Here is a 16,737-nt window from a genome sequence, read left to right as displayed (position 1 = left end):
GATTTACTTCATCTCATTTTATGATGAAACTAAAATAATTTCGTTATAATCTAAAATAATTGGGTTAATTAAAAGTAAATAAATAGCTTGATTATGCTTCTTTGTTTTTAGATCAGTTAAGAATTGTAGTCTTTAAGATGTATTGGCTATTAAAAGGAAAAAAATGAAAAATAGCGCGCCTTTAAAGAATCAAGTTTTTTGCGGGTTATATGTTTTAAGTTTGAGCGCTTCTTTGCAAGCGTTTGATTATAAAATTGAAGTTTTAGCGGAGTCCTTTTCTAAAGTTGGCTTTAATAAAAAAAAGATTGATATAGCTAGGGGGATTTATCCTACAGAGACTTTTGTAACCGCTGTAGGTCAGGGCAATATCTATGCGGATTTTTTATCCAAAAGCCTTAAAGATCAAGGGCATGTTTTAGAGGGAAAAGTCGGTGGCACGCTAGGAGGGATTGCTTATGATAGCACGAAATTCAATCAAGGTGGATCGGTTATTTATAACTACATCGGTTATTGGGATGGCTATTTAGGGGGTAAAAGAGCTTTGCTTGATGGCACGAGTATCCATGAGTGCGCGCTTGGTTCTGATGGCAAGGTGATTGATTCTATAGCGTGCGGGAACGCTAGGGCTAATAAAATCCGCCGTAATTATTTGATGAATAACGCTTTTTTAGAATACCGCTATAAGGATATATTTGCGGCTAAAGGGGGGCGTTATCAATCCAATGCTCCTTATATGAGCGGTTACACGCAAGGCTTTGAAATCAGCGCTAAAGTCAAGGATAAAAATGATGGGAGTCATAAACTATGGTGGTTTAGCTCATGGGGTAGGGCGTTCGCTTATGGGGAGTGGATTTATGATTTTTACTCTCCAAGAACCGTGGTTAAAAACGGGCGCACTCTAAATTATGGTATCCATTTAGTGAACTACACTTATGAGAGAAAAGGGGTTAGCATCAGCCCTTTTTTCCAATTTTCGCCCGGGACTTATTATAGCCCTGGGGTGGCTGTAGGCTATGATAGTAACCCTAATTTCAATGGCGTGGGCTTTAGATCCGAAACGAAGGCTTATATTTTGCTCCCTGTCCATGCCCCCTTAAGAAGAGATACTTATCGTTACGCTGTGAAAGCTGGCACTGCCGGGCAAAGCTTGCTTATTAGGCAACGATTTGATTACAATGAATTTAATTTTGGGGGAGCGTTTTATAAAGTGTGGAAAAACGCAAACGCTTACATCGGCACGACAGGAAACCCTTTAGGCATTGATTTTTGGACCAATAGCGTTTATGATATAGGGCAAGCTTTAAGCCATGTGGTAACCGCTGATGCCGTCTCTGGTTGGGTTTTTGGTGGGGGCGTGCATAAAAAATGGCTGTGGGGGACTTTATGGCGTTGGACTAGCGGCGCTTTAGCCAATGAAGCGAGCGCGGCTGTTAATGTGGGCTATAAAATCAGTAAGAGTTTGACAGCGAGCGTGAAATTAGAATACTTTGGCGTGATGACGCATGCAGGCTTTACGGTGGGGAGTTACAGACCCACGCCCGGCTCTAAAGTGCTTTATTCAGACAGGAGCCATTTGATGACAACCCTTAGCGCTAAATTCTAATCAATCGCTTTAAGCTGTTTATTAAAGCGTTAAAAATCCCTTAATAAAAACACTATAATACAAGTTTAATCAAATCCAAAGGTTAAGCATTTGAAACTCTTTTTCAGGCGGTATTCTAAATACCTTAAAGAGCATTATAAAAGTTTTATAGTGGTTTTATTTTCTTCTTTAGTGGTGGCTTTAAGCACGGCTTGGGGGACTTATTTGGTCAAGCCCACTTTAGATGAAATTTTTATCAATAAAGACACTCACATGCTCAAAATCCTGCCTTTTTTAGTGATTTTGGCGTATTTGGGTAAGAGTGGGGGCATGTATTTAGGCACTTATTTCACTAACTTTATTGGGCTTGATATTGTCAAAAAAATACGCAATACTATGTTAGAAAGCCTTCTCAAAATGGAAATGGATTTTTTTAACAGGACTAAAAAGGGCGAATTGATCGCAAGGATCACCAATGACATAGGTTTGATTAGAGCGAGTTTGTCCAATTATCTTTCAGAGAGTATAAGAGAGGGGCTAACGGTTGTTGGGTTAGTGGGGGTGGTGATCTATCAAAGCCCTAAATTAGCGCTAGTGGGGCTAGTCATCATGCCGCTAGCCGCTATTCCTATCAGTAAAATCATTCGTAAGGTTAAAAAACTCGCTAAATCCCATCAAGAGAGTAACGCCAAAATCACCGCTCGTTTGAGCGAAGTCTTTAACAATGTGGAAGCGATTAAAATCTCTAATGGCGAAAAATTAGAGCATAGGGCTTTTGTGAAAGAAAATGAAGCGTTTTTTAAAATCGGTATCAAAAACATCGCTGTGGCTGAAATTTCTTCGCCTTTAATGGAGTTTTTAGGCTCAATCGCTATAGCGTTAGTGATTTATTTAGGGGGGAATGAAGTGATTAGGGGCCATATTAGCGTGGGGGCGTTTTTTTCTTTCATCACGGCCCTTTTTATGCTCTATACGCCGATCAAACGCTTAACTAGGATTGTTTCTAATTTTCAAGAAGCCTTAGTCGCTAGCGACAGGATTCATGAGATTTTAGAAAGAGAGCCGGTTATTGTTGATGGGGAATTGACGCTAAATAACGCCATACACACCATAGAGTTTAAAAAAGTATGGCTGGCTTATGCACTAGACAATCAAGAGCGTTATGTTTTAAGCGATATTAGTTTGAAATTCCAACAAAATGAAATCATCGCTTTAAAAGGCGAAAGCGGGAGCGGTAAAAGCTCATTAGTGAATCTGATTTTACGCCTTTATGAGCCAAGCCAGGGCGAAATTTTCATCAATGATCAAAAAATAGAGAGCATCACTCAAAAATCCTTAAGAGAAAAGATTAGCGTTGTCACTCAAAGGGTGTTTATTTTTAACGGGAGCGTGGCTGAAAATGTGGCGTATGGTTTAGAAATTGATGAGGTGAAAATCAAAGAATGCCTAAAAAAAGCTCAAGCCTTAGATTTTGTGGAAAAAATGCCTCATGGGATAGAGAGCATTTTAGATGAATTTGGCGCTAATCTTAGTGGTGGCCAACGCCAAAGAATCGCCATTGCAAGAGCTTTGTATAAAGACGCTCAAGTTTTAATCTTTGATGAAGCCACTTCCGCTTTAGACAATCACACAGAAGAGAGCGTCAAACAAAGCATTTTAGAATTGAAACAAAACCGCTTGATCATTCTCATCTCGCACAACCCAAGCACGCTTAAATTAGCCACCAAGCATGTGAAATTAGAGCATGGGCGTTTGGTAGAATGCTAAGGGTTTTAAGCGTTGGTGTCGTTTTTATTTTACTAGGGTGTCAGTTTTTCAACAAAACGACGCTCCACTTAAAATATAAAGATTACCCCAAAAACAGCGCTTTAAAAACCGCTTCCACTTTAACCCCCCCTAAAATCTTTTTTAACGCTCGTTTTGTGCCGCCCTTTTACCAAAAAGAATTTAAAAAAGCGATCACCCAGCAAATCGCTTATTTTTTAAAAGATAAAAGCACTCTCACTTTCAATATTTCAGGCAATGTTTTTTTTTCTTTTGAAGAGAGTCCTAAGGATTTAAAAGCCATTAAAGAAAGGCTTAAAAAGACGATTGAGCCTAACACTGACCCTAAATCTGTCATGCAGTTTTTAAACCTTCAAGCGAGCTTGATTTTAGAATGCGTCCCGCAAACCACTTGCCCGTTTGACACCCTTTTAATCCCCACTGCTTTCAGCGTGCCTGTTTATTACGCTAATCGTTTGGGCGATAACCCCTCTCTTTTTTCCCAAGAAGACAAATCCTATCATAACGCTTTAATCAAGGCCCTTAATAAGGCTTACTATTCTCTTATGGAGGGTTTAGAAAAGCGTTTGAACGCTATAGAAAATGCAGAGTGGCTTTAAGGCATGAAAAAGGTTTTATTCTTTATTTTTGTCATTTTGTTTTCGGTAGGGATTTATTTAGCATGGAATGTTTTATTGGAAAAAGCCTTAGAATTGAAATTAGTAACCTCGGCTAACGATTTGCTTTTAAAATTGTTCGCGCTTCTTGGCGTTTTTTCCATGTTAGTGCTTTTTCAAGGCGTTATCTCTTCGTATAAGGAGCGCCAACTCAAACGCATTTTGCAAAAAATAGACGCCATGAACGGCTTTGAATTTGAAGAATATTCTAAAATCTTTTTCACTTCAAAGGGTTTTGAAGTTACAATCACTCAAAAAAGCGGCGATTATGGAGCGGATTTGATTGTAGAAAAAGATGGCGTCAAATGGGCGGTTCAAGCCAAACGCTACTCGCATAAAGTTTCGCCCAAAGCCATTCAAGAGGTGGTCTCTTCTAAAGCTTACTACGCTTGCGAAAAAGCTTGCGTGATCACCAACAGCTACTTCACGCAAGCCGCTCAAAAATTGGCTCAAGCTAACGAAGTGCTTTTGATTGATAGAGACGAATGGGTCAAATTTTTGGGTGGGAAAAACTAATCTAGTTAAAAATTTTTTAGGGCAATTTGCAGAAAATAATCAAAAAACAAATCCTAAAATTTTCTAATTTAACAAAATATATTACAATCATTCAAAAAATATTATTTTTACAAAAAGGCGTGCTGTGAAATTGTGGTTTCCTTATTTTTTAGCGATTGTGTTCTTGCATGCATTGGGTTTAGCGTTACTTTTTATGGCTAATAACGCTTCGTTTTATGCGGCGGCGTCTATGGCCTACATGCTAGGGGCAAAGCATGCGTTTGATGCGGATCACATCGCTTGCATAGACAACACCATTAGAAAGCTCACCCAACAAGGCAAAAACGCCTATGGTGTGGGGTTTTACTTTTCTATGGGGCATTCAAGCGTGGTGATTTTAATGACCATCATCAGCGCGTTTGCGATCGCTTGGGCTAAAGAGCATACGCCGATGCTAGAAGAAATAGGGGGGGTAGTGGGGACTTTAATTTCTGGGCTTTTTTTGCTCATTATAGGGCTATTGAATGCGATTATTTTAATAGATTTATTAAAAATCTTCAAAAAATCGCATTCTAATGAAAGCCTAAGCCAGCAACAAAATGAAGAGATTGAACGGCTTTTAACGAGTAGGGGCTTACTCAACCGCTTTTTTAAGCCCTTGTTTAATTTCATCTCCAAGTCGTGGCACATTTATCCTGTGGGTTTTCTTTTTGGGCTAGGCTTTGATACCGCTAGTGAAATCGCGCTTTTAGCCCTTTCTAGCAGTGCGATTAAAGTGAGTGTGGTGGGCATGCTCTCTTTACCCATTCTTTTTGCCGCTGGCATGAGTTTGTTTGACACATTAGATGGGGCGTTCATGCTCAAGGCGTATGACTGGGCGTTCAAAACCCCTTTAAGAAAAATCTACTACAACATCTCCATAACAGCCTTGAGCGTGTTTATCGCGCTTTTTATCGGGTTGATTGAGCTTTTTCAAGTCGTTAGCGAGAAACTCCATTTAAAATTTGAAAACCGCCTTTTAAGCACCCTACAAAGCCTGGAATTTACAGACTTGGGCTATTATTTAGTGGGCTTATTTGTAATAGCGTTTTTAGGCTCATTCTTCTTATGGAAAATCAAATTTTCTAAACTAGAAGGCTAGATTTTAAGCCCTCAAGTTATCGCTCAACAAATCTTTAAGGCTTTTATTTGAAAAACTTGGCATGAAGGCTTTAGGGTTTGAAAGGCTTTCACTCAAATAGCCTAATAATCCCTTAATTTCGTTTAATTTTTCTTCCAAATAAGCTTGAAACTCGCCCACATTTTCCAATAAATTCAAAGGATTATCCACAATCATGGAAAAAACTTCATCGTTAATGGCAATGTTGAGCTGGGTGTCAAACAAAGGGGAGGCTAAAAACTGGCAATTTTCTACAATTTCTCGCAATTCTTGTTTGATGATAGAAGCTTGCAAAGCGTCTTTATCTTCTAAACCCATGCTCTTATTGAAAAGCTTTTTGCAAGCGATTTGCAAGACTTGTAACGCTCCAACGCTCTCGTTTATATTTTTCATGTCCCTACTGAATTTAGCGATTTGCTGGGATTTTTCTATCGCATTGGTTTTAAAATCGCTTGTTTCAACACCGCCCAAATGCTTTTGAAGAGTTTTTAAAATATCCATAAAAAACCTTTTAAATAGAATTGATCATTCACAAGCATTTTTCGTTCCTTTTTTATGGAAACTTTAAAAAACACCCTTAAAAAGGTTTTTAGGTATAATTAGCGATCTTTTAGTTTCAAATAGTAGAGAGATTGGATGAAAAAAATATGGCTTTTGGTGTGGGGCTTGTATTCTTGGGTGTTTTTGAACGCGATAGAAACGATAGAAAAAGCCCCTACAAATGTAGAAGACAGAGACAAAGCCCCCCATTTGTTGCTTTTAGCAGGGATTCAAGGCGATGAGCCTGGAGGGTTTAATGCGACTAATTTGTTTTTAATGCATTATAGCGTTTTAAAAGGCTTGGTTGAAGTGGTTCCGGTATTGAATAAGCCTTCCATGTTAAGAAATCATAGGGGCTTGTATGGGGATATGAACCGCAAATTTGCCGCTTTAGACAAGAATGACCCTGAATACCCCACTATCCAGGAAATCAAATCCTTGATTGCAAAACCCAATATAGACGCTGTCTTGCATTTGCATGATGGCGGTGGGTATTACCGCCCTGTTTATATTGATGCGACGCTCAATCCTAAGCGCTGGGGGAATTGCTTTATCATTGATCAAGATGAAGTTAAGGGGGCGAAATTCCCTAACTTGCTTTCTTTTGCCAACAATACGATTGAGAGCATCAACGCCCATTTATTGCACCCCATTGAGAAGTATCATTTAAAAAACACGCGCACCGCGCAAGGCGATACAGAAATGCAAAAAGCCCTAACTTTTTATGCGATCAATCAAAAAAAGAGCGCTTTTGCCAATGAAGCCAGCAAAGAACTCCCTTTAGCATCAAGGGTGTTTTACCATTTGCAAGCCATTGAGGGCTTACTCAATCAGCTCAATATCCCTTTTAAGCGCGATTTTGAGCTTAACCCTAATAGCGTGCATGCCCTAATCAACGATAAAAGCTTGTGGGCAAAAATTAGCTCTCTGCCTAAAATGCCCCTTTTTAACTTACGCCCTAAACTCAATCATTTCCCTTTGCCCCACAACACTAAAATCCCGCAAATCCCCATAGAGAGCAACGCTTACATTGTGGGGCTAGTCAAAAATAAACAAGAAGTGTTTTTAAAATACGGCAACAAGCTCATGACACGACTATCGCCCTTTTATATAGAGTTTGATCCTTCTTTAGAAGAAGTGAAAATGCAAATTGACAATAAGGATCAAATGGTTAAAATAGGGAGCGTGGTTGAAGTGAAAGAGAGTTTTTATATCCATGCTATGGACAATATCCGCGCGAATGTGATTGGCTTTAGCGTTTCTAATGAAAATAAACCTAATGAAGCGGGTTATACGATTAGATTTAAAGATTTTCAAAAACGCTTTTCATTGGACAAGCAAGAAAGGATCTATCGCATAGAATTTTACAAAAATGATGCGTTTAGCGGGATGATCCTAGTGAAATTTGTGTAGGGATGGATAAACCTTACCAAAAGATCTCATAGCGTTTTAAGGCAACGCATGACATAACATGACAACCGCCAATAAAGGATAGTGATGCCAGACATTAGAAATCTTTATTTATCATTACCTAACTTAACGAATAGGCTATGTAAAATAAGCAACAGACTTCGCATCATGCGTTCATCTTGTTCTTTTTTTAGCAAGGGGATATTGTGTTTTAGAAAGAATGCATGAGATAATCCAAAAGGGCATGGATAGCCTAACACAGCGATTAGACAATGACTTAAAAGATGGTAACCCCCATATTCGTGTCCCTATTGAATACATAAGGGGCTTATGCCCTATTGGCAACATGAAATGATGGAGCTATGCATGTTGTTTGTTAAAATCTGTGAACTTATTCGCTCATCATTCAAAAGCCATTTATCCCACTAGCACGAAAAACTCCGTCCTTTAGGGCGGAGATGTAAGTGCTTAGCCGTTAGGCTATTTGAATATCGTTTCACTTGGATCCATTCGCTTTTTAGCGCATTCTATAAAAATCAAAGTTAGCTAGTTAATGCGGTGTTTCTTGTTCTTGTATGTATTGCTTAATCATCTCTAAAGGCGCACCCCCACAACTCCCAGCGAAATAACTAGGCGACCACAAATGCTTCCCCCACAAACTAGCTTCAACGCTTTTGAAATGGTGTTTTCTAGTCAAACGACTGCTAACGCCCTTTAAAGAATTGACTAACTTACTCACGCTCACTTTGGGTGGGTAGTTGATAAGCAAATGCACATGATCGCTCTCCCCATCAAATTCTACCAACTCGCTCTCAAAGTCCTTACACACTTTGGCAAACACCGATCCTAAAAAATCTATCACTTCCTTGTTGAACGCTTTACGCCGGTATTTAGTAACAAATACCAAATGCGCGTGTATTAAAAAAACACAATGCCTTCCGTGTCTCATATCATCAATTTTTTTCATAGACTTATTTTAACTAAAAGAGGTTAAAATACTTCTATGAAAGTCAATAAGGGTTTTAAATTCCGCTTGTATCCCACTAAAGAACAACAGGATAAATTGCAACACTGCTTTTTTGTCTATAATCAAGCTTATAATATTGGCTTGAATTTACTGCAAGAGCAATATGAAACCAACAAAGATTCACCTCCCAAAGAAAGAAAGTGGAAAAAATCAAGCGAGTTAGATCATGCGATTAAACACCACTTGAACGCTAGGGGGTTAAGCTTTAGTAGTGTGATAGCCCAACAATCACGCATGAATGTTGAAAGGGCTTTAAAAGATGCTTTTAAAGTTAAAAACAGGGGCTTTCCTCAATTCAAAAACTCTAAATCCGCCAAACAATCTTTTTCGTGGAACAATCAAGGTTTCTCTATTAAGGATAGCGATGAGGAGCGCTTCAAGACATTCACTCTGATGAAAATGCCTTTACTCATGCGCATGCATAGAGACTTCCCCCCTAATTTTAAAGTGAAACAAATTAGTATCTCTTGCAACCATAGAAAATATTTTGTTAGCTTTAGCGTGGAATACGAACAAGACATTACTCCCATCAAAAACCCTAAAAATGGTGTGGGGCTAGATTTGAATATCCTTGATATAGCTTGTTCTTGTGGGGTGAATAATCACAAAAAACTAACGGACTTTAAGCAATACCCAATAGACATGAAAGAATTACTAGGGATAGAAATAGATGAAGAGTTGGATACTAAACGACTCATCCCTACTTATTCCAAATTGTATTCTTTAAAAAAATACTCTAAAAAATTTAAAAGATTGCAAAGAAAACAAAGCCGTATGGTGTTAAAGTCTAAACAAAACAAAACCCAATTAGGAGGTAATTTTTACAAAACCCAAAAGAAATTAAACCAAGCCTTTGACAAGTCTAGTCATCAAAAAACAGACAGATACCATAAAATCACAAGCGAACTTTCAAAGCAATTTGAATGGATAGTAGTTGAAGATTTGCAAGTAAAAAACATGACTAAAAGAGCTAAACTCAAAAATGTTAAACAAAAGAGTGGGCTTAATCAATCTATTTTAAACGCTTCATTCTATCAAATCATTTCTTTTTTAGATTACAAACAACAGCATAATGGCAAATTGTTAGTGAAAGTTCCCCCACAATATACGAGTAAAACTTGCCATTGTTGTGGGAATATCAACCACAAGCTTAAATTAAATCATAGGCAATATTGGTGTTTAGAATGCGGGTATAGAGAACACAGAGACATCAACGCTGCGAACAATATTTTAAGCAAAGGGTTAAGTCTTTTTGGGGTAGGAAATATCCATGCAGACTTTAAAGAACAAAGCCTTTCGTGTTAGTGTCCATTAGAATGCTTTAGTTAGGAAGCTCCTTGCTTTAGCAAGGGGTGGTTTCACTATATTACTTCTTGCCCCGCATCCAATAAGGCTTCCTTAATCAAATCCTGTGTCGCTGGAGCGTCAAATTCTACAACCACGCTCTTTTTTTCCACGCTCGCATCAATAAAGCTCACGCCTTCAATTTCGCCCACAAATTTTTCAATTTTATCCACGCAATGGCTGCAAGTAATGCTTGGCACTTGAAAAGTAACTTTCATTCAATGATCCTTAATTTTAAAATTCCTTAGCCTTTGGGAGTTTAAGACCACACTCACAGAGCTTAAGCTCATCGCTAAACCCGCAATCGCCGGGCTTAACATGAGATTAGCCTTATAAAGAACCCCACAAGCTAAAGGGATAAACACGCTATTATAACAAAAAGCCCAAAACAAATTTTCTTTGATATTTTTAATGGTCGCTTGGCTCAATCGGATCGCGCTATAAACCGATTTAATGTCGTTATTAAAGCTCACAATATCCGCTGCTTGCACGCTCACATCGCTCCCTTTAGCCATCACCACCGCCACATCGCTCATAGCAAGGCTAGGAGCGTCATTCAAGCCATCGCCCACCATCATAACGATCTGCCCTTTTTCCTTAAGCTCTTTGATCTTGTTGAGCTTGTCTTGTGGTTTAGCGTTACTGATATAGCCATCAATCCCTAATTCAAGCGCGCATTTTTGGACATTCTCCTTATTATCCCCGCTTAAAAGAAAAGTGTTAATGCCTAATTTTTTGATTTGAGCGATATGTTCTTTCACGCCTTTTTTGGGCAAATCTTCTAAAACAAACGCCCCTAAAAGCTCGTCTTCTTTTTCACTGATCGCTCTACCCACAAACACTAAAATCCCGTTTTCTTGAATTTCTAGCGTGTTAATAGGGTTAAAAAATTCGCTACTGCCTACTTTAATGGTCTCTTTAGCGCCCTGATAATCTGTTTTAGCACTAATGCCAAAACCCGTTTTCACTTTAACCCCGCTCATTTCTTTTAAGGGAGCGTTACGCTCTTTGGCGTATTCTACAATCCCTTTAGCAATGACATGTTCGCTGCTCTTTTCAATACTGCCCGCTAAACTCAATAACTCTAATAATTCTATCTTAGAATGAACGCTTTTAACGACAGGCTTGCCGTTAGTGAGCGTGCCGGTTTTATCAAAAACGATCGTATTAACTAGCCTTGCTTTTTCTAAACTTTTAGCGTCTTTAAAAAATAAACCTAAAGAACTCGCTTTTTGGTTCGCTACTAAAATGCTCATAGGCGTAGCCAATCCTAAGGCGCAAGGGCAAGAAATCACTAAAACCGATACAAACACTTCTAAAGCGATCCCAAAATTCCACCAAAAATCAGGCTTAGGCGCAATGATGAGCCACACCACAAACGCTAAAACAGCGATAGCGATCACGCTTGGCACAAACACGCTTGAAACCTTATCCGCTAAGCGAGAAATCTCTGCCTTTGAGCTTTGAGCGTTATGGATCATTTCTATAATTTGAGACAAGGTGCTGTTTTTGTTATTTTGCGTGGCTTTCATTAAAAAACTCGTGTGGCTATTGAGCGTCCCTGAAAAGACTTTATCGCCGACTTTTTTATAAACCGGCAACGCTTCGCCGCTTAACATGCTCTCATCTAATTCCCCTTCGCCCTCTATGATTTCGCCATCCACTGCAATCGCACTTCCAGGGAGGACTTTCAAAATATCCCCCACCACAATGCTATCCACTAAAACTTCAATCTGTTGGTTATTTTGCATTTTAAGGGCGGTTTTTGGGGCGTTTTTCATCAAGGCTTGCATAGCATCTAAAGCTTTGTCTTTAGAAACGTTTTCAATGCGTTTGCCCACCATCACAAACATTAAAATCACGCACATGCTTTCAAAATAATAATGCCCATAAGACCACTGGCTTGTATAAACGAAATACAATTGCCACAAGCTTGAAATTAAGGCAGCGCTTGTGCCTATGGCGATAAGGCTACTCATGTTGGGCTGTCTGTGCCATAAGGCTTTAAACCCTTGAATGTAAAAATCCCTCCCCCAATGCATGACAATGAGCGTGCCTATAAGCTGTAAGCATGCGTTTAAAAAATTACTATGGTTGTTAATCGTAAGCAAGCTTTCAGGTAAAAGGCTAGGACTAAGCATCGCCCCCATAGAAAGATACACCACAAAAAGCGTGAAAATAACCGCCAACGCTAATTTAACATTAGGGCTAAAAAATTCTTTTTTTTCTTCTGCTAGAGTTTTTTTAGGGCTATAGCCCAGTTTTTCAATGAGTTTAAAAATTTCGTCTAAATTGGTTTCGTTTTCGTTAAATTCAATGTTAGCGCTCTTATTTAAAAGGCTCACTTCTATTTTTTTTACAAAACTCTTACGCCCTAAAGAGCGTTCAATCCCACTAGAGCACGCCGTGCAAGTCATTCCCTCTATGTAAAAAGATTCTTTCATGCGCTTTTATTTTTATTAAAAATAATTTTTACCATTAAAAAGAGCCACCGAATGATGCCATAAATCAAATACAGCCCCATAAACACGCTTAAAGCTTCTAAAGGGCGCACAAACACTAACGATAAAAAAATCAACACTAAGATGAAAAGCTTGAGATTCCATTTGACTTTTTTAAAATTAGGGTAGCGGATATTGCTCACCATAAGCACCCCCAATAAGACAATAAAGCCTAAAAATAACCTTTCGGTATTGCCTTCTAAGAAATGGTATTTATTATCCAATAACACACAAAGCACCACCAATACCGCCGCCGCAGGAATGGGAATACCGATGAAAGAATAAGGGTCGCTTGTGTTGGTGCTGATATTGAATCGCGCTAATCGTATCGCTCCAAAAATCACAAACAACGCGCTCACCGCCATGCCTATGCGCCCAAAGTTATACCCCACATAAAAGTAAGTAATAAGACTTGGGGCTACTCCAAAAGCGACTACATCAGCTAGGGAGTCAAATTCAATACCAAACTTGCTGGTGGTGTTGGTAAGTCTTGCGACACGCCCATCAAGCCCATCTAAAATAAGGCTCGCTACCACTAACCAACATGCCATGACAAATTGGTAACTAGAAGCGTAAAAAATACTCATCATGCCTAAAAAAATACTGCTAGCGGTAAAAAGATTGGGGAAAAGATAGAGAGGGTTAATAGGCATTAGAGATTCTTTTTAACTTGGCTTTTAGAATAGGAATAAAAACGATTTTAAAATCAATTATGGGAATAAAAATCTTACAAGCGCTAAAAAACTCACAAAAAAAGAGCGTTAAAGCAAACGCTTTATAACGCTGTTGATAAGCATGGGTTTTTAGAAAACAAAATCTAAAAAAAAGCTTTAAACAAACAGAATATTTATCATAAGGCTTTAAACCCTTATCAAAAATCTGTTTGTAAGCCCGCACTTTTAACTCGCTTGCTCTTCTAAAGGGATCAAACGGCTTTCTAAATTATTGGCGGCCTCGTATTCGCTGATGATTTCACGCACCCTCTCGCCTGTAATGACTTCTTTGTCAAACAATTCTTTGACCATGATTTCAATCGCTTCTCTATAGTCGCTCAAGGTTTGTTTGACATGCTCATAGCGCTCTTCTAGCAAATTTTTAATGAAAAAATCCATTTCTTCTGCAGTCTTTTCGCTAAATTCCCTACTGCTTCCATAACCGCCTCCTAAAAAGGCGTTCCGTTGCTTTTCTAACACCATAAGCCCACTGACACTGCTCATGCCGTAGTAACTCACCATGCCTTTAATAATATCAGTCGCTCTTTCTAAATCGTTGCTCGCACCGGTAGAAATTTCTTCCAAAAAAACATCTTCAGCCGCTCTTCCGCCTAAAAGCACATCAATTTCAGCGATGAGTTCGTGTTTTTGCATCAAGTATTTGTTTTCTTCAGGCGTGTTAAGGGTGTAGCCTAAAGCCGCCATGCCCCTTGGAATGATAGAGACTTTATTCACCCTAGCGCTCCCTTTAGTCATTTCAGAAATTACGGCATGCCCGCTTTCATGGTAGGCAACGATTTTCTTTTCTTTGGGGCTGATGCGCCTGCTTTTCTTTTCTAACCCCGCAATCCCTCTTTCAACTGCTTCTTTTAAATGCTGTTGCCTGACTTCTTTTTGGTTGTTTCTTCCTGCTAAAAGCGCGGCTTCATTGATGATATTCGCTAAATCCGCTCCTGCAAGCCCTGCGGTGAGTTTGGCGACTTCTTGCAAATTCACATCATTAGCGAGTTTCACGCCTTTAATATGCACTTTTAAGATTTCTACCCTGCCATTAAAATCAGGCTTATCCACTAAAACCTGCCTGTCAAAGCGCCCTGGACGCATTAACGCCGGATCTAAGATTTCGGGGCGGTTCGTTGCGGCTAAGACAATCACAGGCGCGTTTTCGCTCCCAAAACCATCCATTTCGGCTAAGAGTTGGTTTAAGGTTTGCTCTCTTTCATCGTTCCCGCTCACCACGCCTCCAGCCGCTCGGCTTTTACCTATGGCATCAATTTCATCAATAAAAATGATGCTAGGGGCTTGTTTTTTAGCGGTTTCAAACAAATCCCTAACCCTGCTTGCCCCTAAGCCCACAAACATTTCAATGAAACTGCTCCCTCCCATAGAGAAAAACGGCACATGCGCTTCGCCGGCTACCGCTTTGGCTAAAAGGGTTTTACCGGTTCCTGGAGGCCCTACTAATAACACGCCTTTAGGGATTTTAGCCCCTAAATTAGCGTATCGTTCGGGGTATTTTAAGAAATCTACGATTTCTACCACCTCTTCTTTGGCTTCTTCATTGCCCGCCATGTCATTAAAACGCACATTAGGTTTTTCAGCGTTAATGAGTTTTTTCGCGCTCCCCATGCCAAAAATACCCCCACCCATATTTTTTTGCATGCGGTTTGCCATAAACATCCATAGCCCTAAAATCACTAAAATAGGCATGAGCCACCCTAGCATGTCCGTAAAAAAGTTAGACTCGCTAAAACCAGAATAATTGATTTTTTTCTCGTCTAACAAAGGCACTAAGGTTAGATCAGGCACTCGTTTAGCGATATAAATCACACGATTGTTGCCCTCTTTGTGGCTGGCTTTGATCAAAGTTTGACCGATACTCACATTTTCCACTTCATTATTGCTGATGAGCTGTTTGATCTCATGGTAGCTCACATTTTTAGTGCTAGAAGCTAAGAAATTGTCCGAAAAACTGCCATCAGAATTGAAAGAGCGCAGAAAAAAAATGAGTAAAATCCCTCCAAGAACCGCAAGGATAATGGGACTTTGAAAAAAAGGTTTTTTAGGTTCGTTCGTTGGTTTCATTATAATCCTTAATTTATTGGTTGTTTTTTAAGCAATTTTAGAGCGACCCATTCGTTACGCTGTCGCTGTTCTAAAACCTCAAATCCATTATAATAGATCTGTAAAACAGAGTTTAAATGGGTTTCTAAAATCCCTGATAAAATAAGAGTGTGGTTACAAAGCCGCACAAATTCACTATACAAACTCTTAATCACATCAGCGACAAGGTTCGCCACAATAATATCAAAACGCCCTTCAATTTTTTGCGTAGAGCCATAAATGACCTTATCTTGCGCTAATAGGGGTATTTGATTCAAGCTAAAATTTTTTAGGGTTTCTTCAACGGCTAAACTATCCGTATCGCAAGCTACTAAAGCGCTAACGCCTTGTTTTTTTAAAGCGATGCTTAAAATCCCGCTCCCACAACCCACATCTAAGGCGTTTTTGCGTTTTAAATCAAGGTTAGAGAGCAGTTCCAAACACATAGAAGTGCTTTCATGATGGCCTGATCCAAAGGCCAAAGCCGGATCAATCATTATGCAATCATTTATAGCGACATGGCTTGGCTTTTGATGCCAGCTAGGGTGTATGTAAAATTTGGCGCATTGCACCGGCAAAATAGCTTGTTTGTAGGCTTCTAGCCAGTCTTTTGAAGCCAGATTGCGTGAAAGACAGAAAAAATCAAACTCGCTTTGCAAGTTTTGTTTTAAATTCAAACAAAACGCTTCTAATGCTAGAATGAGCGAGTCATTCAAATCCTTTTGAGAGCGTAAAATAACGAAATTTTTGAGGTGTGGGGGTTTTTCTTTTAAATCTTTCTTTAGGGGGTCATGAGTGGCGAAATAGTGCCAATTGGATTGGCTTATAAACTCAATGGTTTCTTTATCGTCAAACGCTTTTAAATTTTCTAAGCTAGATTCTTCTAAGGCTAGATGCGTGGTGTCTAAAAGAAAGCTCTCAAAAAGCTCTCGCTCCTTAGGGAAGATAAAGAAAAACTCATAATACATTGGCTTTAACACTCAATCGTTTGTCCCTAAAACAACCTCTAATTTTTCTTTCAAAACTTGGGGGGTAAAAGGTTTCACAATGTAGTTGTTCACGCCCGCTTTCAAAGCCGTAATGACTTCGGCCTTACCGCCCTCTGTGGTGATCATAATAATAGGGATTTCTTTAAAACGGCTATCAGAGCGCACCTTTTTAACGAGATCCAAGCCGTTCATTTCAGGCATGTTCCAATCTGTGATAAGCACCTTAGTGTCCGCATTAGCGTCTAGTTTCTCCCAAGCTTCCACCCCATGCTCAGCTTCTAAAACATCTTCATAGCCTAAGCGTGAAAGTGTATTTTTAATAATTCTTCTCATAGTTGAGCTATCATCTACTACCAGTAGTTTCAAAGCGCTTCTCCTTTTAAGATTGCATTTAAATTAGGCTCTTTTTAAACAGCCAAAGCGTCTCTAACGC

Annotated in this window: 16 protein-coding genes; 7 read left to right on the top strand and 9 right to left on the bottom strand. The window is 39.2% G+C overall.

Going from position 1 to position 16,737, the window contains the following annotated elements; genetic code table 11:
* The first annotated feature begins 163 nt into the window (after positions 1-163).
* From hofB to D2C78_07140, 5 genes are all read left to right on the top strand, one after another.
* Positions 164-1,603 (top strand): outer membrane beta-barrel protein HofB, encoded by a 1,440-nt coding sequence (hofB, locus tag D2C78_07160; GenBank protein QEF35640.1) that lies wholly within the window; start codon positions 164-166, stop codon positions 1,601-1,603.
* 90 nt (positions 1,604-1,693) lie between these two features.
* Positions 1,694-3,349, top strand: coding sequence for an ABC transporter ATP-binding protein (locus tag D2C78_07155; protein ID QEF35639.1), 1,656 nt, complete (start codon positions 1,694-1,696; stop codon positions 3,347-3,349).
* Complete coding sequence (locus D2C78_07150) at positions 3,343-3,966, top strand: neuraminyllactose-binding hemagglutinin family protein (GenBank protein ID QEF35638.1); 624 nt, start codon at positions 3,343-3,345, stop codon at positions 3,964-3,966. The genes D2C78_07155 and D2C78_07150 overlap by 7 nt, the downstream gene beginning before the upstream one ends.
* Positions 3,967-3,969: 3 nt before the next feature.
* Positions 3,970-4,539 carry a restriction endonuclease gene (locus D2C78_07145; protein QEF35637.1) on the top strand — a complete coding sequence of 190 codons (570 nt, stop codon included), beginning with the start codon at positions 3,970-3,972 and terminating at the stop codon, positions 4,537-4,539.
* 124 nt (positions 4,540-4,663) lie between these two features.
* Entirely contained in the window at positions 4,664-5,659 is a 996-nt protein-coding gene (locus D2C78_07140; GenBank protein QEF35636.1) for a HoxN/HupN/NixA family nickel/cobalt transporter, read from the top strand.
* Positions 5,660-5,662: 3 nt separating this feature from the next.
* Here the strand turns inward: D2C78_07140 and D2C78_07135 are convergent, their stop codons facing one another.
* Positions 5,663-6,178 carry a hypothetical protein gene (locus D2C78_07135; GenBank protein QEF35635.1) on the bottom strand — a complete coding sequence of 172 codons (516 nt, stop codon included), beginning with the start codon at positions 6,176-6,178 and terminating at the stop codon, positions 5,663-5,665.
* A gap of 135 nt (positions 6,179-6,313) precedes the next feature.
* On the opposite strand from D2C78_07135, the gene D2C78_07130 reads away from it, so the two are divergent.
* Positions 6,314-7,630, top strand: a complete 1,317-nt coding sequence (locus D2C78_07130) for a purine-nucleoside phosphorylase (protein QEF35634.1) — start codon at positions 6,314-6,316, stop codon at positions 7,628-7,630.
* A gap of 547 nt (positions 7,631-8,177) precedes the next feature.
* Here D2C78_07130 and tnpA read toward each other — a convergent pair.
* Positions 8,178-8,594 (bottom strand): IS200/IS605 family transposase, encoded by a 417-nt coding sequence (tnpA, locus tag D2C78_07125; GenBank protein QEF35633.1) that lies wholly within the window; start codon positions 8,592-8,594, stop codon positions 8,178-8,180.
* A gap of 36 nt (positions 8,595-8,630) precedes the next feature.
* Between tnpA and D2C78_07120 the strand changes: the two genes are divergently transcribed.
* Positions 8,631-9,959 (top strand): transposase, encoded by a 1,329-nt coding sequence (locus D2C78_07120; protein ID QEF35632.1) that lies wholly within the window; start codon positions 8,631-8,633, stop codon positions 9,957-9,959.
* A 56-nt stretch (positions 9,960-10,015) separates the two neighbouring features.
* On the opposite strand, the gene D2C78_07115 is transcribed toward D2C78_07120, so the two are convergent.
* Genes D2C78_07115 through D2C78_07085 form a run of 7 tightly spaced genes read right to left on the bottom strand, consistent with a single transcriptional unit; the run spans position 10,016 to position 16,670 of the window.
* Positions 10,016-10,216 (bottom strand): hypothetical protein, encoded by a 201-nt coding sequence (locus D2C78_07115; GenBank protein QEF35631.1) that lies wholly within the window; start codon positions 10,214-10,216, stop codon positions 10,016-10,018.
* On the bottom strand, positions 10,217-12,442 hold the full coding sequence (locus tag D2C78_07110) for a Cu(2+)-exporting ATPase (protein QEF35630.1): 2,226 nt from the start codon (positions 12,440-12,442) through the stop codon (positions 10,217-10,219). It lies immediately after the preceding gene.
* Positions 12,439-13,152 (bottom strand): CDP-diacylglycerol--serine O-phosphatidyltransferase, encoded by a 714-nt coding sequence (pssA, locus tag D2C78_07105; GenBank protein ID QEF35629.1) that lies wholly within the window; start codon positions 13,150-13,152, stop codon positions 12,439-12,441. The genes D2C78_07110 and pssA overlap by 4 nt, the downstream gene beginning before the upstream one ends.
* A complete protein-coding gene (locus tag D2C78_07100; protein QEF35628.1) occupies positions 13,142-13,396 on the bottom strand; it encodes a hypothetical protein in 255 nt (84 codons plus the stop codon). The genes pssA and D2C78_07100 overlap by 11 nt, the downstream gene beginning before the upstream one ends.
* 2 nt (positions 13,397-13,398) lie before the next feature.
* Complete coding sequence (locus D2C78_07095) at positions 13,399-15,297, bottom strand: ATP-dependent metallopeptidase FtsH/Yme1/Tma family protein (GenBank protein ID QEF35627.1); 1,899 nt, start codon at positions 15,295-15,297, stop codon at positions 13,399-13,401.
* 8 nt (positions 15,298-15,305) lie between these two features.
* On the bottom strand, positions 15,306-16,295 hold the full coding sequence (locus D2C78_07090) for a 50S ribosomal protein L11 methyltransferase (protein ID QEF35626.1): 990 nt from the start codon (positions 16,293-16,295) through the stop codon (positions 15,306-15,308).
* Positions 16,296-16,670, bottom strand: coding sequence for a two-component system response regulator (locus D2C78_07085; GenBank protein ID QEF35625.1), 375 nt, complete (start codon positions 16,668-16,670; stop codon positions 16,296-16,298).
* Positions 16,671-16,737 lie beyond the last annotated feature (67 nt).

The organism is Helicobacter pylori (genome assembly GCA_008032935.1).
Taxonomy (GTDB): Bacteria; Campylobacterota; Campylobacteria; order Campylobacterales; family Helicobacteraceae; genus Helicobacter; species Helicobacter pylori_CX.
The sequence above is the reverse complement of the archived record's forward strand: the minus strand, read 5'-3'. Positions and strand labels throughout refer to the sequence as shown.